24 protein-coding genes are annotated in these 20826 nt (G+C 47.9%); 18 read left to right on the top strand and 6 right to left on the bottom strand.

Features of this window, described 5'->3' with window-relative positions; genetic code table 11:
- Positions 1–62: 62 nt before the first annotated feature.
- Positions 63–1070 (top strand): hypothetical protein, encoded by a 1008-nt coding sequence (locus DESLBE_RS20715; protein ID WP_144678139.1) that lies wholly within the window; start codon positions 63–65, stop codon positions 1068–1070.
- Positions 1071–1162: 92 nt separating this feature from the next.
- On the opposite strand, the gene DESLBE_RS20720 is transcribed toward DESLBE_RS20715, so the two are convergent.
- From DESLBE_RS20720 to DESLBE_RS20730, 4 genes are read right to left on the bottom strand one after another with little or no spacing between them, the layout of a single operon-like run.
- On the bottom strand, positions 1163–1372 hold the full coding sequence (locus tag DESLBE_RS20720) for a hypothetical protein (RefSeq protein ID WP_005816973.1): 210 nt from the start codon (positions 1370–1372) through the stop codon (positions 1163–1165).
- A complete protein-coding gene (locus DESLBE_RS20725) occupies positions 1369–1956 on the bottom strand; it encodes a hypothetical protein (RefSeq protein WP_005816972.1) in 588 nt (195 codons plus the stop codon). The genes DESLBE_RS20720 and DESLBE_RS20725 overlap by 4 nt, the downstream gene beginning before the upstream one ends.
- A 19-nt stretch (positions 1957–1975) precedes the next feature.
- Positions 1976–2101: a hypothetical protein gene (locus tag DESLBE_RS27355; RefSeq protein ID WP_005816971.1), complete on the bottom strand. Its 126-nt coding sequence runs from the start codon at positions 2099–2101 to the stop codon at positions 1976–1978.
- A gap of 11 nt (positions 2102–2112) precedes the next feature.
- Positions 2113–2622 carry a YlbF family regulator gene (locus tag DESLBE_RS20730; protein WP_005816970.1) on the bottom strand — a complete coding sequence of 170 codons (510 nt, stop codon included), beginning with the start codon at positions 2620–2622 and terminating at the stop codon, positions 2113–2115.
- Between the two features lie 207 nt (positions 2623–2829).
- Between DESLBE_RS20730 and DESLBE_RS20735 the strand changes: the two genes are divergently transcribed.
- From DESLBE_RS20735 to DESLBE_RS20775, 9 genes are all read left to right on the top strand, one after another.
- Positions 2830–3126: a UxaA family hydrolase gene (locus tag DESLBE_RS20735; protein WP_005816969.1), complete on the top strand. Its 297-nt coding sequence runs from the start codon at positions 2830–2832 to the stop codon at positions 3124–3126.
- On the top strand, positions 3116–4270 hold the full coding sequence (locus DESLBE_RS20740) for a UxaA family hydrolase (protein ID WP_005816968.1): 1155 nt from the start codon (positions 3116–3118) through the stop codon (positions 4268–4270). The genes DESLBE_RS20735 and DESLBE_RS20740 overlap by 11 nt, the downstream gene beginning before the upstream one ends.
- A 74-nt stretch (positions 4271–4344) precedes the next feature.
- Positions 4345–5631, top strand: coding sequence for a nickel-dependent lactate racemase (larA, locus tag DESLBE_RS20745; protein WP_005816966.1), 1287 nt, complete (start codon positions 4345–4347; stop codon positions 5629–5631).
- Positions 5632–5851: 220 nt separating this feature from the next.
- Positions 5852–6835, top strand: a complete 984-nt coding sequence (locus tag DESLBE_RS20750) for a tripartite tricarboxylate transporter substrate binding protein (RefSeq protein ID WP_005816965.1) — start codon at positions 5852–5854, stop codon at positions 6833–6835.
- Between the two features lie 82 nt (positions 6836–6917).
- Positions 6918–8429 carry a tripartite tricarboxylate transporter permease gene (locus tag DESLBE_RS20755; RefSeq protein WP_005816964.1) on the top strand — a complete coding sequence of 504 codons (1512 nt, stop codon included), beginning with the start codon at positions 6918–6920 and terminating at the stop codon, positions 8427–8429.
- A complete protein-coding gene (locus DESLBE_RS20760; RefSeq protein WP_005816962.1) occupies positions 8422–8874 on the top strand; it encodes a tripartite tricarboxylate transporter TctB family protein in 453 nt (150 codons plus the stop codon). Before DESLBE_RS20755 ends, DESLBE_RS20760 begins: the two co-directional genes overlap by 8 nt.
- 146 nt (positions 8875–9020) lie before the next feature.
- Entirely contained in the window at positions 9021–9746 is a 726-nt protein-coding gene (locus DESLBE_RS20765; protein WP_018212372.1) for a FadR/GntR family transcriptional regulator, read from the top strand.
- Between the two features lie 56 nt (positions 9747–9802).
- Positions 9803–10858, top strand: a complete 1056-nt coding sequence (locus DESLBE_RS20770; RefSeq protein WP_144678140.1) for an Ldh family oxidoreductase — start codon at positions 9803–9805, stop codon at positions 10856–10858.
- A 98-nt stretch (positions 10859–10956) separates the two neighbouring features.
- Positions 10957–11643, top strand: a complete 687-nt coding sequence (locus DESLBE_RS20775; RefSeq protein ID WP_011460949.1) for an SGNH/GDSL hydrolase family protein — start codon at positions 10957–10959, stop codon at positions 11641–11643.
- Between the two features lie 62 nt (positions 11644–11705).
- Here DESLBE_RS20775 and DESLBE_RS20780 read toward each other — a convergent pair whose 3' ends face one another.
- Positions 11706–12440: a ZIP family metal transporter gene (locus DESLBE_RS20780; protein WP_005816957.1), complete on the bottom strand. Its 735-nt coding sequence runs from the start codon at positions 12438–12440 to the stop codon at positions 11706–11708.
- Positions 12441–12576: 136 nt separating this feature from the next.
- Between DESLBE_RS20780 and spoIIR the strand changes: the two genes are divergently transcribed.
- Positions 12577–13227 carry a stage II sporulation protein R gene (spoIIR, locus tag DESLBE_RS20785; RefSeq protein WP_011460947.1) on the top strand — a complete coding sequence of 217 codons (651 nt, stop codon included), beginning with the start codon at positions 12577–12579 and terminating at the stop codon, positions 13225–13227.
- Positions 13228–13306: 79 nt separating this feature from the next.
- Here spoIIR and DESLBE_RS20790 read toward each other — a convergent pair whose 3' ends face one another.
- Positions 13307–14113 (bottom strand): LytTR family transcriptional regulator DNA-binding domain-containing protein, encoded by an 807-nt coding sequence (locus DESLBE_RS20790; protein ID WP_011460946.1) that lies wholly within the window; start codon positions 14111–14113, stop codon positions 13307–13309.
- Positions 14114–14329: 216 nt separating this feature from the next.
- On the opposite strand from DESLBE_RS20790, the gene DESLBE_RS20795 reads away from it, so the two are divergent.
- From DESLBE_RS20795 to DESLBE_RS20825, 7 genes are all read left to right on the top strand, one after another.
- On the top strand, positions 14330–15049 hold the full coding sequence (locus tag DESLBE_RS20795; RefSeq protein ID WP_011460945.1) for a GerMN domain-containing protein: 720 nt from the start codon (positions 14330–14332) through the stop codon (positions 15047–15049).
- 315 nt (positions 15050–15364) lie between these two features.
- Entirely contained in the window at positions 15365–15871 is a 507-nt protein-coding gene (locus DESLBE_RS20800; RefSeq protein ID WP_005816949.1) for a MarR family transcriptional regulator, read from the top strand.
- A 48-nt stretch (positions 15872–15919) separates the two neighbouring features.
- The gene (locus tag DESLBE_RS20805) at positions 15920–16534 is read left to right on the top strand and encodes an HD-GYP domain-containing protein (protein WP_005816947.1); all 615 of its coding nucleotides are present in this window, start codon (positions 15920–15922) and stop codon (positions 16532–16534) included.
- 94 nt (positions 16535–16628) lie between these two features.
- Positions 16629–17516 carry a glutamate racemase gene (gene murI / locus DESLBE_RS20810; protein ID WP_005816946.1) on the top strand — a complete coding sequence of 296 codons (888 nt, stop codon included), beginning with the start codon at positions 16629–16631 and terminating at the stop codon, positions 17514–17516.
- A 31-nt stretch (positions 17517–17547) separates the two neighbouring features.
- The gene (gene glmS, locus DESLBE_RS20815; RefSeq protein ID WP_005816944.1) at positions 17548–17958 is read left to right on the top strand and encodes a methylaspartate mutase subunit S; all 411 of its coding nucleotides are present in this window, start codon (positions 17548–17550) and stop codon (positions 17956–17958) included.
- Positions 17959–17967: 9 nt separating this feature from the next.
- Positions 17968–19350, top strand: a complete 1383-nt coding sequence (gene glmL, locus DESLBE_RS20820; RefSeq protein ID WP_015945203.1) for a methylaspartate mutase accessory protein GlmL — start codon at positions 17968–17970, stop codon at positions 19348–19350.
- Positions 19351–19370: 20 nt separating this feature from the next.
- Positions 19371–20825: a methylaspartate mutase subunit E gene (locus DESLBE_RS20825; RefSeq protein ID WP_015945202.1), complete on the top strand. Its 1455-nt coding sequence runs from the start codon at positions 19371–19373 to the stop codon at positions 20823–20825.
- The last annotated feature ends 1 nt before the right edge of the window (position 20826 follow it).

The following is a 20826-nucleotide window of genomic DNA, read 5'->3' on the forward strand; positions in this document are numbered from 1 at the left end:
ACACCAAATATCAAGGTGGCACATATTCTAAAGGGAGAAGTTTGTCGTCGGGAGGGAGAAATGTGAGATTTACCTGGGATCAGGGAAATGGTTCCTTTGGACAGATGGACCCGAGAGTACCCCGCCGCCTTGATACCTACCAGGGAATGTCCATGGGAGGGATGCCTGGACAAAGTCCGGGATGGGGCCAAAGCGTTCATCCGTCAACCACGGCTGGGGGAGGCTATAACTATGGGCCGACCCCGGGTGGAATGGGAATGCCCTCCGCCGGGATGCCGCCGCTGGGTATGTCTGCAGGAATGCAGGGCATGGGTCCAATGGGTCCTTCCCCTGGAGGAAGTATTCGCAATAACTTAGGATCGGAGTTAAAAAAGCGAGGTTTTTTCCAAAAGGATGGCCAAATCAATAACTCACGTGGCGGGGTTTTTGGTGCCAAATCCTACAAATCAGCGACACAACCCCAGGGAGGAAAAACTATGACAGGTCCTTTTTCATTCTTAAGCAGCGGGGGTGGAGCGGGGGCTCCGGGGATGCAGCCCCGTCAATTGGTTTTGGAAGCTGCTCAGCCAGGCGTAAATGCCAATGGCATTGCCTCTATTTCCAATGATAATGTGTTTTCTTGTATCGCTAATTTGCCGTCGCCGAATTCTTTAGTAGGACGGGTGGGCACTTATGCGGCTTATCTTGTGGACAGCAAGGGTCAAACCGGATTTTTGGCCGGTGTCTTAAGGCCTGTGGGCAATGGCGTGTATCAAGCTCAGTTTCGCAGTCAGGTTCCTCTCCATCACTACAGCCGGGTCATTATTACCGTAGAGAATCCTCAACAGCTGGGCCATGTTCCCCAAGGTCCTATTATTCTGCAGGTGAGACAAGCACCGGGACCGATCCGTTTCCTGGCTCCCATTAAGAAAGCTGGAGGGTCTGTATGGGGTAAGGTTACCGGGTTGGTGCAGAGACGTTCCCCAGCCCCGGAGATTATGGAGGGGGTTGCCCCTGAAGGAGGAATGATTCTTCCCGAGGCAGGTGCTAATCTGCCGGGAGATTCGATCATAGAACCAACCCAGCCGTAAGCAGCATCAGCCAAAGTTTATGTAAAGCCCAGTGCAGGTGACAGTATAGTTTTGGGGTCAGAGGGAGCTCGGTTATAGCTGAGCTCCTTTCTTTATTGGCATAAGAAAAAGGCAATCATAATGATCAAGAACAGAAAGCCGATACTGCTTAAGGTGATGATGATGCCTAAAGTTTTCAAATGGATGGAGGATAATATGGAGTTTGCCGAAAAGACAATAAAGAAAAAGAGGGTAAGAGCAATGAAGCTGGCTCCTGCTGCCGGCGTGTTGAAGACAATGCCAAAATTCCTGCCCTGGCTCATAAATTACCCCCTCCATTGTTATTAATATTGGCTTGTTCGGTTAAGAACTGAGCAATGATGGTGATGACTGAGACGATTAAATTTCCTGGAACCCCGGGAAGTTGAAATAAGGGAACATTGAACACTGAGTCCGGTGTACCATCGAAGGTCCCAAAGGGACCGCTTATGGAGAGGGAAAAACTTAGATGGTCAGGAAAGAGGGGTTCATCTCCCCAGGATGCCGCCGAAGGGGCGGTCTGAAAGGCACCGCCGGGACGTATAGCCTGCCCCTGAGAGGTTCTCTGAATGAGATCAGCCAGTTGATCCAGAGTCAGGGTGACTGTATAGGACTCTGATGGAGTTCTTGGGGGAGAGGGGGGGGCCGCCACCAGGGAACGCTTGACCAGAAAGTTCATAAGAATGTCCAGGCCGGCCACCACCAGGCCGGCATAAGGCAGTTCCACCCTGGCCAGGGGGAAGAGAACGGCGGTGACCGGGACGAAGGGGATGTTGCGCTGGATAGGGCTGGTGACAAGCAGGGAGAGGGAGAGGGGAGCGACAGGCAGGGGGCAGATAGATTCATTCGCTATAGCCAAGTCACTCACCTCCTATCTTGCTTGAGGACTAAAAAAACCAGGTGTAGAGGATAAGAAACCCTCCGATGGTGATCACAATCAGAAAGGCCAGGAGGGTGACAGGGTGGAGAATCTGGTTTTCGAAGCGGGGACCGCAATAATTTTGGGGCCGCATCAGAAGATTCCCTAGCGTTCTTCGGGCAGACCGGGAATTTTAAAGCCCTGGGGCAGCTTTAGTCCGGGAGGAAGCTTCATATCCTTAGGAATTTCCATGGTCTTGGACTGCTGGCCCCCTCCTATGGATTCCAAAACCTTTTGGGCCATGTTTTTGATTTCGTCAGGCAGGGGAAGCTGATCGGCGCTGGGCATGCCATGGATGGTTGTAGTAATGGTGAGATTAACCATGGCCATGACCCGTTCAAAGCTTTGCTGGGCCTGAAAATAGGTGCGAATCAGGGGATGTTTGTTGATCAGGCGGACTTTAAGATCGATAAGGGCCAGAGCATCTTTTTCGGGAATGACCTTACTGATCATCTGAGTGGTAACGATTTGGCGTTCCTTTTCCTGATATTGGAGAAATGCTTCGTTGGCTTCCGGGTCGGCTTTGATGGCCGCCTCTGCGGAAAGGATAGCTTGTACTTCGGGGGTTTGTTTGAGCGCTTCCCCAAGTACCCTGGCCTTGTCAATGTAGCTCATTAATGGGGCACCTCCTTCGATTCCTTATACTAAAGTATGCTTTAGAGGTGGTGAAGGTGAGAAAGAAAGGTTCATCAATAATTCGTGAAAAAACTCTTTAATACATATTGACAGATCGTGACGGATCGTATAAACTGAGGCTAGTGGTAATACCACATACAACATACCACTAGAACGAGTGGTAAAAAGCACAAAGGAGGAAATGAGATGAGCAGCCATAAATTCTTATTGCATGAGGCTCAAGATGATGTTGGCGTCGCCGTGCAGGATATTAAGGCCGGCGAGAAAGTCATGGGCGTGGACATTCATAGCGGGGAAGAATTCCATGTCACAGCAAACCATGACATCCAACTGGGACACAAAATTGCTCTCAAAAGCAAGAAACAGGGTGAAAACTTAATCAAGTATGGTGAAAATGTGGGCAAAGTAACCCAGGATATTAAGGTGGGAGACTGGGTACATACTCATAACTTAAAGACTGCGAGGTGGGATTATGGAAACTAAGATCTTAGGCTATCGTCGGGACAATGGGCGTATCGGTATTCGCAACTATGTGCTTATTCTTCCTGTGGATGATTTGTCCAATGCTGCTTGTGAAGCAGTTGCCAACAATATTGCCGGAACTCTGGCACTTCCCCATCCCTATGGCCGTATCCAATTCGGAGCCGACCTTGAGCTGCATTTCAAGACCATTATCGGAGCGGGACGCAATCCCAACGTGGCGGCTGTCGTCGTTATCGGTATTGAACAAAACTGGGCGAAGCGAGTCGCCGATGGCATTGCTGAAACCGGTAAACCTGTAACCTACTTCGGTATTGAGGGCCATGGTGATTTAAAAACCATTGAAATGGCTTCCCGCAAAGCCCATGAATATGTAAAATACGCCACATCTTTAGAAAAAGTAGAATGTGAACTGAAAGATCTGGTGGTGAGCTTCAAGTGCGGTGAATCCGATACGACTTCGGGTCTTGCAGGAAATCCCACAGCAGGTGTAGTCGGTGACCGTTTGGTGGAAATGGGCGGCACGGTTATCTTTGGCGAAACACCTGAAACAACGGGAGGAGAGCATATTCTCGCTAAACATTTTGCTACGCCCGAACTTGCTCAGGAATTTTTGAGAGTCCATAAAGAGTATATGGATATGATTGAATCCAAAGGAGCCGATCTTTTAGGTACACAACCAACCCAAGGGAATATTGCCGGCGGTTTGACAACGATTGAAGAAAAAGCCATGGGCAATATTCAAAAGGCCGGCAAGGTCCCCATTATTGGTCTTTTGGAAATGGCAGAAGAGCCGACAAAACCAGGACGCTATTTCATGAATACTTCGGCAGCGGCAGCTGAATGTGTTACACTCATGATGGCAGCCGGAGCAACCCTTCATATTTTCATCACGGGTCAAGGCAATATCGTGGGCAACCCCATTGAACCTGTGATCAAAATGTCGGCGAATCCGAAAACTTGTGAATTTATGTCTGAGCATATCGATGTGGATATCAGCGGCGTGCTCAGCAGAGAGCTGACTCTTGATCAGGCGGCAGATAAAGTAATGGAATGCGTAGTGAAAACAGCACGTGGCTGCTTAACTGATGCCGAAGTGCTCAATCACAAGGAGTTTGTGCTTACCCGCCTCTATCCCAGCGCATAAAAATAGGGGTCGCTCATTCAAAAACAGCGATGGTAAAGGGAAAATCCAACTCTGAGTGAGGCAGGGGTGAAAGTGTGAAAACAATTGAATTGCCTTATGGGCATGGGACACAAGCTTGCTTGATACCCGATGATGTTGACTGTGTCTATGGTAGATTAAAATCGGTAGAGCCCACTGCTGAAGCCGGCGAACAAATTTCGGCAGCTTTACAAAATTTAATAGGGAATATCAATTTTGATAAACTAAGAAACGCAAAGTCAGTGGCTATCGCTGTGAGTGATATGACACGTCCTGTGCCCTCTCGCCTCATTGTGGAGAAGCTGCTGCCCTGGCTAGCCGAATTTGGAATCCATGGCGACCAAATTACAGTGCTTGTGGGTGGCGGACTGCATCATCCGGCAACTCAGGAAGAGATGAATTATATATTGGGTGAGGAATTGCCCAAAAAAATAAAACAAGTTCTTCCCCACGATGCGGATGACAGAGACTGCCTAAATTTTTTGGGCACCTCTCCCTTAGGAACTCCTGTCTATGTCAATCAACATTTTGCTCAGGCGGATTTTAAAATTGTGACCGGTATGGTTGATGCCCATCAATTTATGGGATTCACCGCAGGCGTTAAAGGTGCGGTCATTGGCTTAGGCGGAAGAGAGACGATCACAGGGAATCATGTCCGGCTTTTTCAACCCGGTGCTGAACTGGGGCAAATGGAAGGAAATCCGGCGCGGATCGATTTAGAGGATTGCGGCCGGATCATTGGGGTTGATATGATTGTCAATGTTGTACTTAATACCCAAAAGAAGGTCGTTAAAGCTGTTGCCGGTCATCCCAGGACAGCCCATGGTGTTGCGGTTGAATTTGCCAAGAGTATTTTTGGCGTACCGATGAGTTCGGCTGACATTGTCATCGCATCCCCGGGAGGGTTTCCGAAAGATATCAACGCCTATCAGGCTCAGAAAGCCTTAACCCCGGCCTTGCAGCTGGTTAAGCCGGGAGGAGTCATCATCTTAGTGGCTCAATGCAGCGAAGGGTCTGGAGAAGAAAGCTTTGCCAAGACCATGGCCTTATATGATAATCCGTCAGACCTTGTGACTTCCTTTAAAGAAAAAGAGTTTGTGATCGGTCCTCATAAAGCCTATCTTTGGACCAGAACATTTCTAAAAGCGAAAACAATCCTGGTGTCTGACAAAGTATCCCCGGAATTAGCCAAAGCTCTCATGGTTAAGGTTACGAAGAGCCTGCAAGAGGCCATTGATGATGTTATTCCTGATGATACAGCTGGTTTGAAAATAACGGTATTACCGAATGCCAACTCTGTTATTCCTATATTGAGAGATGAGAGTAACGAGACTGAAACATGATGAGCAGGCTAAGTGCTTCTTTTTAAAGAAGCACTTAGCAGCAATAACAATGTGTCTAAAAGCTAGTGAAAAGAAACATTTGAACAAATATCTATCAAACGAAGTACCTACCTCTTGATTTTATCGATCTTGATCATTTCCAAACGATGCGAAACTTCGAATAACATTTACCATAAATAAGTAAAGTTGCGATTTGGAGATAATAGGGAGGCTTTAGATTATGAAAAAGAACAAAGTTCTTTTAACATTTGTTGTCACACTAATAATCGTATCATTAGCGCTTACTGGGTGTAGCAAAGCGAGCTCTGGTGATTCTGCAAAGTATCCTAGCAAACCTGTTAATATGATAATAGCTTTTAGTGCTGGTGGTTCCAGTGATGTTCAAGCACGTATCATGCAAAAGTATTGGAATGAACTCGTTCCTGAGCAACCCTGGGTATTCAAATATACTACGGGTGCAGGCGGAGCTATTGGCTTTGCAGAAATGGCCAGATCGGCACCGGATGGATATACGATAGGCGGGGTTAATGTACCTCACATGGTTCTTCAGCCTCTGGGCCAGGGGGCTCAGTTCAAAATCGAGGACTTTGAATACATAGCTCAGGTAGTGAACGATCCTCAAGTCATTGCAGTTCTTAAAGATAGTAAATTTAACTCAGTTCAAGAAGTAGTGGACTATGCAAAGGCGAATCCAGGGAAACTGAAGGTGGGTATTGTGGGAACCTTCACAGGTCATCATCTAATGCTCCTGGAACTTCAGGAAAAGACGGGCATAGAACCTGCTCAAATCGTCTACAAGGGTGCTGCTGATCAGAATGCTGCTCTTTTAGGCGGCGAACTGGATATTATGATCGGTAATGTGAATGATGTAATGCGCAGCTTGGATATGATAAAAGTTTTGGGAATCGCAGCCGAGGAAGAGCACGAATTCCTGCCAGGTGTCCCGACACTGAAAGAGCAGGGAATTGATATTGTATCTGATATTCGCCGCGGTTTCGTTGTTCCTAAAGGGACAGATCCTGAAGCCCTTCAGTTTTTACGCGATGTCTTCAAGAAGATAAATGAGAACCCTCAATACATAGCGGATATGAAAAAGGCTGGGCAGCCAATGGAATACATGCCGGGTGAAGATTTTGAAAAGTATGTGTACGGCCAAAACGATAAAGCCGAGAATCTGCTTAAGAAGTTCGGGTTAATTAAGTAAACACTATAAGTAAACAATGCCAATAACTGATTTGTTGTAGGGGCGAGGACTATTCGCCCCTTTTAAAAAGGAGGTTGCCGGGGTGTGGGAATATTTGTTGCCAAGTCTTATTAATATTTTTTCTCCTTTTAATTTATTTCTTTTGATAGCAGGCATTGCCGGAGGTATTATTATCGGTGCACTTCCCGGCTTAACAGCAACTATGGGAGTAGCGCTGATGGTTCCTGTCACATTTGCAATGAATCCGATCAGTGGTCTTATTATGTTAGGTGGTATTTATCAAGGTGCAATCTATGGTGGTTCAAACTCAGCCATTTTGATTAATACTCCGGGAACTCCTTCTTCCGTTGCGACTACCTTTGACGGCTGGCCAATGACTCAAAAGGGTAAAGCTCCGGAGGCATTAAATACAGCTCTGGTTGGATCGGCTTTTGGGGGGATTGTCGGTGCTATATTCCTCTTGCTTCTCGCCGGACCGTTGGCTCGATTTTCGCTGATGTTCGGTGCCGCAGAATTCTTTTGGCTCTGTATATTTGGCTTGAGCACCATTGCTGCTATGTCCCAGAACAACATAGCCAAGGGGCTTGTGGCCGCCGCTTTGGGGATGTTAGTTGCAACAATAGGTTTGGATCCGGTTGGAGGAGCCCCACGATTCACTTTCGGAAATTATTCTCTTGTTCAGGGAATTGAAGTCATTCCAGCGATGATCGGTTTGTTTTCTTTTTCTCAGGTGATCAGACTGGTGGGCAGCAGTAATGAAAATATCGCTTCTTATACTCAAGAGAAAGGAGTCATATTTCGGGTCCTGCGCTCTGTATTTTTGAAGTGTAAGGCTAACCTTCTCCGGTCATCTTTGATCGGGACTATGATTGGTATCCTGCCTGGGGCTGGCGGAGAAATCGCTTCGATTATTTCCTATAATGAAGGGAAACGCTGGGATAAAAACCGCAGCCAGTACGGGAAAGGTTGTATGGAAGGCGTGGTAGCCAGTGAAACGGCCAATAATGCTGTGATTGGCGGTAGCTTAATTCCAATGCTGACACTGGGAATTCCCGGAAGTGCTGTAGCGGCGATCATCATGGGCGCCTTGTTAGCTCATGGAATAGTGCCTGGATTTAAGATATTTGAAACGAATGGTGAATTAGCTTATACCTTTATCAACTCTCTTATTATAGGAAACCTATTCATGGTAGTCATAGGTGCAATCCTTATTAAAGGAATTGCGAAGGTTCTTAATATCCCGACCCCTTATATCGGCGTTGCCATTGTTGCTTTAGCAGCGATAGGTTCTTACGCAATCAGGAATAGCATGCTTGATGTTGTCGTAATGCTGGTTTTTGGTCTAATAGGATATTTGAGCGATAGAATTGGCCTTGATGTTGGAACAATGGCTTTGGGTATTATTCTTGGCCCGATTGTTGAAGATAATTTTACTAAGGCTATTGCGCTGGGAACGGCAGATGGCTCTGTCCTCGGCGGCTTCTTTGGTAGCACTATCTCGGTTATTTTGATTATATTAACCCTGGCCTCAGTATTTTCACCCTATTTGATTGGTAAACGGCTGGCTAAAAAGGGGGCGAATCAAAATGACTAAGAGTAGGACAGATATTCTAGCCGGCTTAGCATGCCTTGTTGTAGCACTGGTGTTTTATATTCAAGGCATGGATTTAAGTCCGAAAGCTGACCTTTACCCCAAAATACTGGAAATCTTTGTTGCCGTGATGGGGGTATTTTTAATTACTCGGGGGGCGCTAACTGCTAGAACCTCTTCAAAGGTTGAAGAAGTAGATTTTGATAGGATTAAGGGCATTGTTATCGTTATCGCTTCTATTCTGTATGTAGCAGCTATTTACTACATTGGGTTTTATGTATCAACGCTTTTTTTCCTTGTTCTTTGCTCGTGGTACTTAAGCCAAAAGGGTCTAAACATCAGAGCCTTCAGTATATCAGGCGGGTTTGGTTTATTCCTGACAGTATTATTGTATCTTTTATTTACAGCAATTCTTAAAGTTCCAACACCTGAAGGCATATTATTCTAGTAGTAATTAAAGTAATAAAACGAATTAAACTAATTATGATATGAATAGAAGGGTCAATAAACCTAAAAGTAAATCGTTTATTGGCCTTTTATTGTGGGAAGTGGTATTATATATTACCAGAGAGTAGTGTAAGGGTGGTATAGATAGTGTTTGAACCAGTTAAAACTCATGGTAATCTATCTGAGGAAATTGTGAAACAAGTTGTCCAGAGTATCAGTAACGGTGAACTTAAGCCAGGGGATAAACTGCCTGCTGAACGGGAAATGTGCAATGTGTTTTCGGTAAGCAGAACAGTGGTCCGTGATGCCTTGAAGACTTTGGCAGGGCTGGGCATGGTTACGATTCGCCATGGTCTGGGGGCTTATGTCAATGAGGTGGATGAACAAGTCGAGGATGTATCACGGTTAGCGGCACTGCTCCAGATAACCCAGGGTACTTTTGATGAAATATTTCAAGTTCGAGAAATATTAGAAGGGTATGCGGCATTATGGTGTGCTCAAAATGCCGATGATAAGGACATCGAAGAGCTTGGAAAGATCGTCAAGAGGGGTAAAGAGCTGGGCTCTGCCAGTGATGGTAAGCTTGCTTTACTTGATGCAGAATTCCATCTTAAGATTGCTGAAGCATCGGGCAATAAAGTCCTCAAGCGTCTGATGATTAACATCCTGGATTTAACCGGAGAAATCAGAGACAGCAGCTTTAAGATTCCCGGACGTCAGTATTTGTCCGTTTTAGAGCATGAAGCGATTTATGAGGCAATTAAACAGCGTGATCCGGAGTTGGCGTTTCAGAAAATGATCAAACATATTGAAACTGTGGAAGATGATCTTCATTCGAACGCTCATGTGAGGGAGAATACCTGGGATGAATAACCAATCAGTTCAGGCAGGTTAAGGACAGGATGATAGATCAGGAGGAGGTTGCGGGAATGAGTCAGATGTTCTCTGATCAGGCAGTAAATGATTTTTGCCAAAGGCTTTTAGAAGCAAGTGGTGTGCCGGCAACTGATGCCGAAATTGTTTCATCCATATTGGTGGATACGAGTCTGGAGGGTATCGATACCCATGGGATTAGCCGCTTACCGGTTTATCTGAAGTGTCTGTTAAAGGGGCGCATCAACCCAAAGCCCAAGATCCAGGAAACCATCGATGCTGCCGTGGCCCGTGTGGACGGTGATAACGGACTCGGCCAATTAGTTGCTTATCGCGCTATGAATAGTGCTATCGACCTGGCAAAAATCTATGGTATAGGTTTTGTAACGGTGAAGAACAGCAATCATTTTGGAGCGGCTTCTACCTATTGCAAATTAGCTGCCGCGCAACAAATGATCGGGCAAGCCTATACCAACTCACCGAGCGGTATTCCGCCTTGGGGAGGGAGGGCTCCCTATTTTGGCACCAATCCAATCTCATATGGATTTCCTCATGCCGAGTATCCGGTTGTCGTCGATATGTCTTCATCTACGGTGGCTCGCGGCAATATTATTTTAGCGGCTAAAAATGGTGAGGAGATTCCGGAGGGCTGGGCGATCGACAAAGACGGGAAAGCTACGATAAATGCCAAGGCTGCACTGGAGGGCGCGGTTTTGCCCATCGGCGGAGCGAAAGGCTATACCTTGGCTTTGGCAGCCGAGGTGATGGCGGGCATCATCAGCGGTTCTGCTTACGGATCTCATGTGGGCTGGATTTATGATGAAGGCAGAGAACCGGTGAATATCGGTCATAGTTTTTTGGCCATAAATATTGCCAAACTGATACCGGTTGAAGAATTCAGCCAAAGGATGGGTGATATGATCCGGGAAGTTAAGGCAATACCGAAGGCTGAAGGGATTACGGAGATTCGGATTCCGGGTGAAAGGCGGCAGGCCAACGCCGAGCAGCGCAAACAAGACGGAATACCGGTTGCCGAGGGGCTGTTGCAGGAGCTTAATATGCTGGCTGAAAAATTGGCAATCCCTATACTCTCATTTTGCCCTCATGGGTAGTAATTATATGAGAGAAATTCTCGGCGAGGGAGGGATTGGGAAGAGATACGTAGAATACTGGCTTATTGAAACATTGCAAAAGGGGATGACCACACAGTATGCGGACGTATCGGATTGAAATTCGTTTAATTCAACTTTCGGTGTTTTTAAGTGTGCTGGTAGTGATTGCCGGCTTTTTAGGATTATGGGACAATAAAGACCAGGGGCAAGCTGCCGCTCCTCCCGGGCAGGAAGAACCGGCACCCGCTTTGGAGAATACGAAAGTCGTGGCCATAGGAGATTCCTTTACCTTTGGTTATCCTGGCAATACGGAAAATTCCTGGCCGGCGGTTTTGGGGCAGACCTCCCAGATTGAAGTGGTGAACAAAGGGCTGAAAAGTCAGACTGCCCAGGACCTTTACTCCCGTTTTGATGCGGATGTGCTCGCTGAAAAGCCGGGCCGGGTGATTATTTTTGTGGGGAACGGCGATGCCATTAAAGAGGTACCCCTTGAGACCTTCCAACAGCATATAAAGGCTATGGTGGAAAAGGCTGAGAGCAATCACATTATTCCGATTCTCGCCTTGCCCTTACCTTATACAGGAGTTCAAAACACCATTAAGGAATTCAGAGAATGGGAATCAAGCTATGCTAAAGAAAAGAATATTCTCGTTTTAGATTTTGCGACCGTGCTCATGGATGCCGACAATGTATACTTGGAGGGGTTATTATCCAAGGAGGCCAATTACCCGTCCAAAGAAGGCTATAAGCTTATGGGGGAATATGCCTCACGAGTACTCGATTAGGTGAATCAAGGGGACAGGTACCGTTTTTCAATATGAAAAACGGTACCTGTCCCCTTGATTCACTAGTGGAGAAAGCTTATTCCGGCAAAGAAGAGATATCCCAGGACTCCTCCTAAGAGGGCGTAGCGGGGATGGCGTTCACGGGAAAGGGGCCAGAGCTCCGCAAAAACCAGGAAGGCCATAGCCCCCCCGGCCAGGGCAAGAAAAAAGGAGAGGGAATTTTGCACACTGTCAATAGCCAATAAACCGATCAGGGCTCCAAAAGGGGTGAAAAAGGCAATCCCAAAATTCAAAAGAAGTATTTTCCAGCTTTTTATGCCCGCCATTTTTAGGGGAGCTGTGGTAGCCATGCCCTCCGGCAGATTATGTAAGGTAATGGCCATAGCAATAAGAACCCCCAAATCCTCTGTGGCCTCTTGCCCAAGGGCGATGGCCATGCCCTCAGGGAGGTCGTGAAGCGCGATTCCCGCAGCCACTAAGAGTCCGATGCGTTTCAGCCGTTGGCGCCGCGGGAGGGGCAGGGAAGGGGGAGAGGCATTAAGCTTTTGATCAGCCAGTTTCATAAAGGCTAAACCGATGATAAAGCCAAGGATGACCTGGCTTAGGGGGCCGATCTGCCAGGCTGTAGGGAGCAGGTCCAGGGAAACGACAGCAAGCATCACACCCCCGGCTCCGGCAAGCAACATCGCCAATACCTGCTCTTTAGGGCGGCCGAACATTAACACCACCAGGCTGCCCAGGGTTGTGGCAAGCCCGGCAATGGTACTGACCCAGAGGATAGGGAGCCAATCCTGCATGAGCTATTCCTCCTCAAAAAGTAAGAACCTAAGTCTACTTTATGAAAAAAAGGATTAAACTATGTCTAAACCCATACTCACCTTGGACATAATGAAATTAGAAGGATTTGTTGCAAGGAGAGAGAGGGTTCTGGGCGTGAAAGAGTTTAAACAGGCTGATTATTTTAAAAGGATAGAGATAATACTTATTATTTTCCTGACGGTGCTTTTTCAGGTGGAGGTTTTTCATTCTTCGTTTGCCTATGCACGCTCTGTGGAGCAAGCGAAGGATCTGCTGGAGGTTGCGCAGATGGCGGAGAATGGAGAAGACCTGATTCGTTTTCATGTGATAGCCAATTCGGATGCCGAGGAAGATCAGGCTCTTAAGCGGGCTGTACGGGATGCCATTCTTGAAGAGATATCTCCACAGCTGGCCCAATCCCAGTCTTTGGAGCAGTCCCGCCGGATCTTGACAGAATTGCGTCCGCTTATGGAAGAAATCAGCCGGAAAGTTATTGCGGCTTGGAGCAAAGATTATTCGGTTAAAACCGAATATGGCGAATTTATCTTTCCGACGAAGTCTTATGGTTCTTTGATTCTCCCGGCAGGGGAGTATGAGGCAGTACGAGTTGTCATCGGTGAAGGAAAGGGTTCCAATTGGTGGTGTGTGCTTTTTCCGCCTCTATGCTTTGTGGATATTGGTCATTCCACAGCCCAGCCTGTGGACGGGAAACCTGGGATACCCTATGAGAAGCCTAAGGTAAGATTTTGGATCGTGGAGAAACTTGTTCAACTGTTCAAAAAGTGAAAAAAGGGGACAGGGGTGAAAAATGGGGACAGGTACCGCTTTTCATAATTGAAAAACGGTACCTGTCCCCATTTTTTCACTAGAGACCGAGGATTTCTTTGAGTTTGCGGGATTGGGTACGGCTGACGGGGACTTCGCTGCGCTCATGGTCATCCACCACGATGGAGTAGGTGCCGTTGAAATAGGGGATGAGCTCGCGCATGCGTTTAATATTGACCAGGTAACAGCGGTGGGTGCGGAAAAAGAGATTCGGATTCAGGCGGGCTTCCAATTCTCTCAGGGTAAAACGGGTGAGGTAAGACTCTTTTTGAGTTTTGGCAAAGACATTGTCTTTATCTGTATAGATATAAACAATTTCCTCAGGGCGGAGAAGAATGGTTTTGCCCCGTTGCTCTACCGGGATGACTTCCAGAGGGCGGATGGTGCTATTCTCTGGAGGTTGTTTGGGGAGGGGGGTGTCGGTGGCGGTTGTGGGTTCGTCAGGTTCGGATAAAGAGGGTGAGGCAGGCGGGGTGCCGGCACCATGTTGAATGAAAAGTTTTTTAATGGCTTGATCAAGGCGTTTGGGGTTAATGGGCTTTAATAGATAGTCCAGGGCGTTTACACAGAAGGCATCTACGGCAAATTCTTCATGGGCTGTGATAAAGATGATGGCTGGGGAACTCTCTTTCTCTTTGAGTTGTCGAGCAAGGTCGATTCCTTTAAGTCCAGGCATATCAATATCCAGAAAAACTACCGAATATTCCAGGTTATTGATCAGTTCTAAGGCCTCGATGGCGTTGGCCGCTTCTCCGATAACCTGAAGATCCGTATAGTCTTGGAGTAAATAGCGAAGCTCTTTGCGGGCGGGGGATTCATCGTCGACAAGTAATGCACGTAACTTCAAGAGTCCCACTCCTTTCTGCGGTGGTATGAAAAAACTAGTTCTTTTTTCATACTATTCTGATAATATTCTAAGATTCCTTCTTTTTCAATGTGAAAAAATTAAAATGGGGATTTCCTGGAGGACCTGTACTATTTCTCCGGACAAAGCATAGCATTAAATAGAAAAGCCGATATCCAGGGCGACAGAGATCCATGAAGTTGGATAGGAGGAAAAAGCATGAAAAAATACTTATTTTACTTAGGAGTGCTTTTAATAGCGACCTTTCTTGTCGGGTGTGGAACACTGCAAACTCTGGTGAAAGAAGACAGTGAGCCCTCTTCTTTTGCAGATTGGATTGGCAGTGCCAATGAAGAAGTGAATGTCCCGGCCACCAGCAATCTTGGGGATGGTAAAATGATCAGTCTTTATTTTCCTGATTCAACGGGCAAGCAGCTTATCAAAGAGGAACGGAATATCCCGAAAACCTTAAGTCTGGCCCGCGAGACGGTAACTCAATGGCTAATGGGGCCTGCAGTTCAGGGCGAGGCCCAGGCGGCAGTGGATCCCGCCACAACCCTGCTGGATATTGCTATAAAAGATGAAGTGGCTATCGTTGATCTGAGTCGGGAATTCACGCAAATGCATGGCAATGTCAACCAGGAAGTTGCAGTGTATGGCTTAGTGAATACTCTCACTCAATTTCCCACCGTTCGGGAGGTCACCTTTAGAGTAGAAGGCAAACCTTTGACCCAATTGGGCAGCCTTGATGTGACCCGATTATCCTATCGGGAAGGGTTGGTCAAAGGTGGAGGAAATCTCTCGGGAGGCAGCAACAGCGTAGTCTCTCCTGCACTCCCCTCCAATACAAATACAAATACCAATACAAATACCAATACAAATACAATGGACTCTCCCAGCGGGCTCAATATTTTCTCTTCTCAGCTATCGGCCAGCTAGTGCCTTGCGAGTGTTTCGATGCATGAAACTGAGTTTCATTATAGGAGTAAAAAGAAGAAGCTCATCATTAAGTTTGAAAAGTATTATAATATAAATTCTTCATTTTGAATAGGGTTAAGTGAAATTATTTTAATCATCCAGGCTTTTATTGGCCTGGATGATTCTATGTAGGTCATGATTTTTTATAAGCGGTAAAAGTGCAAAATTTCATAAAAAAGATCTTAAGGCATGTTTTTTTTCTCCAATTTATGCTAGAATAGAAAAAATAAAAAGATTGAAAATTATAAAAATTTTCTACTTAGAGGGGGTAGAGGAATGGAAGTTAATGAGGAGTTAAGTAGAGAACTTGAGGAGGCCATACGCCGTTCGAATACCGTCATCTATCGCAGGGGGCAAGCCCTTCTGGCGGAGATGGGCATTTCAAATCCTCAATTTAATACGTTGCTGGCTCTTTATGAGTTTGGGCCATTGACAATGGGAGATTTGGGGAAGCATTTGTTTACTGCCTGCAGTACCGCCACGGATTTGGCCGATCGTTTGGAACGGGATGGCTTGGTAGAAAGGATTCGTGATTCTAAGGATCGCCGCATTGTCAGGATGCATTTGCTTACTAAAGGGAAAAAGATGGTTGAAGTGATTATGAACGAGCGCTATCGTTTCCTGGAAGAAGTCTTAGCGGGCTATACAGCTGATGAGCACCGGCTCATCCTCGAAAGCCTTAAACACTTGATTGACCGGGTGGAGAGAACGGATAAGACCTATCCCGTAGAGCTGGAAGCCGTTCGAAATATAAAGAAAAAGTTAATTTTAAGTCCCTCATAAAGGTTTTTTATGACGAGGTGTCGAATACTCCGACTCATGTAGCTTTGGATGAAACCAACCCATTCACTTAAAAGCATCATGGGACATACGGAGGAAATCAGCATGACAAGCTGGGACATCATCAAGTATATTGAATGGATTGAGAAGAAGGATCCTTTAACCTGCAGCCATTGCAGTAAATCTGCTGAGTATGCGATATTCCTCGGTAAAAACATCGCTCTGGCAGCCGATGAATTAGCAGTATTAAGTATTGCCGCCCCCCTTCATGATTTAGGTAAGATTAAAGTTCCCGATGAAATTCTCGGGAAGCCGGCTTCCTTAACCCAGGAGGAATTTAAGGTGATTCAATGCCATCCTCTTTGGGGTGCTGAGATGATCTTAGATAATGCCGGGAAGAATCTTGACTGGCTGCGTGTGGCTGAAATTATCCTCAATCATCATGAACGGTTTGATGGCTGCGGATATCCGGCAGGCATAGGCGGCAGACAGATCCCTTTTCTGGCTCAAATTGTTTCCATCGCCGATGCTTATGATGCTATGACATCGGATCGCCCTTATCGCAGTGCCATGTCGGAGGAACAGGCCAGAAGGATTTTGCAGCATGAGGGCGGCAAGCAATTCCATCCCGACTTAGTCGAAGAATTCGTCAGGTTAATTGCATAAATGAAGTGAAAGCGAGGAGCTATTCCTCGTTTTTTGTTTGACTAAAGTTTTCTTTGTTCTGTGGTTTTTTGGATGAAAAGAGAGTAGCATATAAATGGAAGTTCAGCTGGTAACTGAAGCGGGACCAAGGGGAGGAATTAAATTGGCTCAGCATGTAATTGGGATGTTTGATTCGGGAGTGGGCGGTTTGACGGTCATGAAAGAGATAGTGACCCAGCTTCCGGATGTTCAGATCATTTACTTCGGAGATACGGCTCGTGTGCCTTATGGGAATCGGAGTAGGGAAGAACTGATTCATTTCGGAGAAGAAATTATCTCGTTTTTAATTGAGCAGGGAGCCGAGGCTATAGTGGTGGCCTGCAATACCAGTTCAGCCAATGCGGTGCCGGTGTTGAGGGAACAATTCAATTTACCTTTGATTGGAACGATTGAACCAGGGGCGAAGGCGGCGATTCAGGCAACGGCAACAGGGAACATCGGGCTGATTGCCACAGAAGCCACGGTGCGCAGCAAAGCCTATTCCTCCGCGGTGAGGCGGATATTAAGCAAGCGGCGGGGCGGGCATGCCATTGAATTGGTGAAGGCCCAGGCTTGCCCTCTTTTCGTCCCCTTGGTGGAAGCGGGGCTTTCCCATTCACCGGAGGCCAGAGGAATCGCCCGTACTTATCTGGCTCCTATTCAGGAGGCTCAGGTTGATGCGTTGATTCTCGGGTGTACCCATTACCCTTTCCTGGCACCCGTCATCCAGGAAATCCTCGGGGAAGAAATAATTTTAGTGGATCCGGCTCAGGCCATGACGGAGGAGTTGAAGGAAGTTCTCAAACAGTTGGAGTATAACCGGGAAAGTGGGCAAGAGACCCATAAGGCCCCCGGCCATCACCGCTTTTTTGTAAGCGGGGACCCGGTGTTGTTTGAGCGGGTAGGGAATACTTTGCTTCCCGATCAGATTCACGATGTAAACCAGGTGAACTGGAATCGATAGACCGATGAGCTATCCGGAGGAGGGATGGTAAGTGGAAGGGAAAACCTTGGTGCTGGGGGTTATTGGAGCGGATGTCCATGCGGTAGGGAACCGGATCCTGGATTATGCGTTTACTCAAGCAGGGTTTAAGGTGATCAATATAGGGGTCCTGGCCTCTCAGGAGGAGTTTATCCGGGCGGCTATAGAGACGGCTGCCTCGGTGATTATGGTGTCTTCCCTTTATGGACATGGCGAATTGGATTGCCGGGGACTCCGGGAAAAGTGCCAGGAGTCAGGTATCGGAGATATTCTGCTCTATGTGGGAGGGAATCTCGTCGTAGGGAAGCAGGAATTCAGTGAGGTTGAAAAGCGCTTTTTAGCGATGGGATTCAATCGGGTTTATCCTCCCGGAACCATGCCTGAGGCAGCTATTGAAGATCTGCGCAAGGACTTGGAGCTATAGGAGGGATGAATGGTGCAGGAAATCCTTCTCATCGATTTTGGCAGCACCTACACCAAAGTAACCATCGTGGACCTGGAGCGGGAAGAGATTATCGGGACGGCGGCCGCGGGGACAACCATTGCAAGCAATATTATGGAGGGGCTCAACCATGCCTTAGCTCAGATTCCCCAACCTCCGGGGGGCTGGAATTTTGCCCGGAAGCTGGCCTGCAGCAGTGCCGCTGGGGGATTGAGGATGATGGCCAGCGGACTGGTCAAGGAATTGACTGCTGAAGCCGCCCGCCGGGCTGCCCTGGGAGCAGGCGCCCGGGTGCTGGAAGTTTTTAGCTATGAATTGACTTCTGAAGATATTGAAAGAATAGCCCAAGCTCAGCCGGATATCCTTCTCTTAGCAGGAGGCACGGATGGGGGCAATAAAGAGATTCTCTTAAAGAACGCGGAAAAGCTCCTGGAGCTGCCTTTCTCGCTGCCTGTGGTGGTAGCGGGAAATAAGGTTGTTTCTTCCCAGGCGGCGGAGATAGTGCGTTGTAAGCACGATCCGGTAGTGGTGGCGGGAAATGTCATGCCGGAGCTTAATGTGCTGGAAGTAGAGTCGGCACGGGATGCTATCCGGGGAATTTTTCTGAATCAGATTGTCCGGGCCAAGGGACTGGACAAGGCGGAGACCTTTATTGAACGGGTGATGATGCCCACTCCGGCGGCTGTTCTTTCTGCCGCGGAACTATTGTCTCAGGGCTATGGTGATGAAAAAGGCTTGGGTGAGCTTTTGATCATTGACGTGGGAGGGGCCACGACGGATATTCATTCCATTGCCGCCGGGGAGCCCAGCAAGCCGGGAGTGATGCTGAAGGGGCTGCCGGAGCCCTATGCTAAGCGCACGGTGGAAGGGGATCTGGGGATGCGCTATAGCGCGGAAGCTCTGGTCGCTGCCTCAGGCAAACGCTTGCATCAGGTTTTGGGCTGGCGGGACGAGGAGATACAGGAACAGTTGGGCTTTGTTCAGGCTGATCCTTGGCGGGTTCCCCAGAATGAACGGGAAGCCTCTTTTGATACGGCTATGGGCAGGATGGCTGTAGAGCTGTCTATGAAGCGCCATGTAGGAACCCTCCAGGTAGTCTATGCTCCTTTTGGTGTCAGCTATGTCCAGCAAGGCAAGGATTTAACTCAATTACCGGTGGTAGTGGGAACCGGCGGAGTCCTTCTGCATCATGGGGAACCCTTGGCAGTTTTGCGCGGCGCCCTTTTCAATGCCGCAGAACCTACTTTTCTTAAGCCTCAAAACCCGGATTTCTATTTGGATCAAGATTATATTTTGGCCTCCATGGGACTGTTGCGGGAGGTTAATCCCCTTGTTGCCCTGCGTTTGCTGAAGAAGTATTGTGTAAAGCTCTAAAGACAGAGGAGGTCAGATCAGTGGATCTAACGAATCGGATGATGGAGCCGGAAGAGTTCGCCCGCCAGCGTCAAGAGGTATTGAACCAATGGGCCACTGGGAGGGACGTGGATTTCGAGGAAGCGGTGGCTTATCATAAAAACCTGCCCAGAAGCAAGAACTTTAGCTATAAGCTGGCAGAGGGTAAAGCCAGGGGAATCACCTTTGCCCAGCCCCGGGCCGGAGTCGCTCTTCTCAATGAGCATTTGGAGCTCTTGCGCTTTTTAGAAGAGGAAGGGGAGGCGGATTTCCTCCCGACCACCATCGATTCTTACACCCGGCAGAACCGCTATGGGGAGGCTCAGACCGGAATTGATGAGAGCCGCCTGGTGGGGCGTTCCATGCTCAATGGTTTCCCGGCAGTTAATCATGGGGTGTCAGCCTGCCGCCGGTTGATTGAACACCTCAAGGTGCCGGTTCAGGTTCGGCATGGCACTCCGGATGCCCGGCTTTTGGCGGAGATTACTTTGGCGGGAGGGTTCACCGCTTACGAAGGGGGAGGTATCTCCTACAATATTCCTTATGCTAAAGATGTTTCCATCGAGAAGTCTATAAAATATTGGCAGTATGTGGACCGCCTGGTTGGCATGTATGAGGAAAAGGGTGTCAGTATTAATCGGGAGCCTTTTGGTCCTTTGACCGGTACTCTTGTGCCTCCTTCAGTATCCCATGGGGTGGCAGTGATCGAAGGTATCTTAGCAGTTGCTCAGGGAGTACGGAGTCTGACCCTGGGCTACGGTCAGTGCGGTAATCTCCTGCAGGATGTGGCGGCAATCCGGACTTTGCCCTTATTGGCTGCTGAATATCTTAACAAGCTGGGCTATACTGATTTTGATATTACTACGGTCTTTCATCAATGGATGGGAGGTTTCCCTCAGGACGAGGCCAAGGCTTACGGTGTCATCTCCTGGGGAGCGGCAGCTGCAGCTTTAGGGAAAGCCACGAAGGTTATTGTCAAATCTCCTCATGAAGCCTTGGGCATCCCCACCAAGGAAGCTAATGCGGCGGGAATCCGTACGACGAAGCAGATCCTGAACATGCTGAAGGACCAGAGCTTGCCGATGACTGAGGAGTTGGCCTTAGAGGAAAAGATGATCGGGGAAGAGACCCGGGCGCTCCTGGATAGAACCCTTGATTTAGGAGAAGGGGATATGGCTGTGGGAGCGGTCCGTGCCTTCCAGGCGGGGGTTATCGATGTGCCTTTTGCCCCCAGCCGCTATAATGGGGGGAGGATTCTGCCGGCGCGGGATTCCCAGGGAGCTGTGCGGGTGCTGGAGTTTGGGAATCTGCCTTTCTCTGAGGAGATCAAGGAATTTCACCGGGAGCGGATTGCCCGGCGGGGAAGGGATGAAGGCAGGGAGCCCTCCTTCCAGATGGTTATTGATGATATCTATGCCATTGGCAAAGGGATGCTGGTGGGGAGGCCGCGCAGCTAAT

Origin of the sequence: Desulfitobacterium sp. LBE, assembly GCF_007830365.1 — a bacterium.
Lineage (GTDB): Bacteria > Bacillota > Desulfitobacteriia > Desulfitobacteriales > Desulfitobacteriaceae > Desulfitobacterium > Desulfitobacterium hafniense.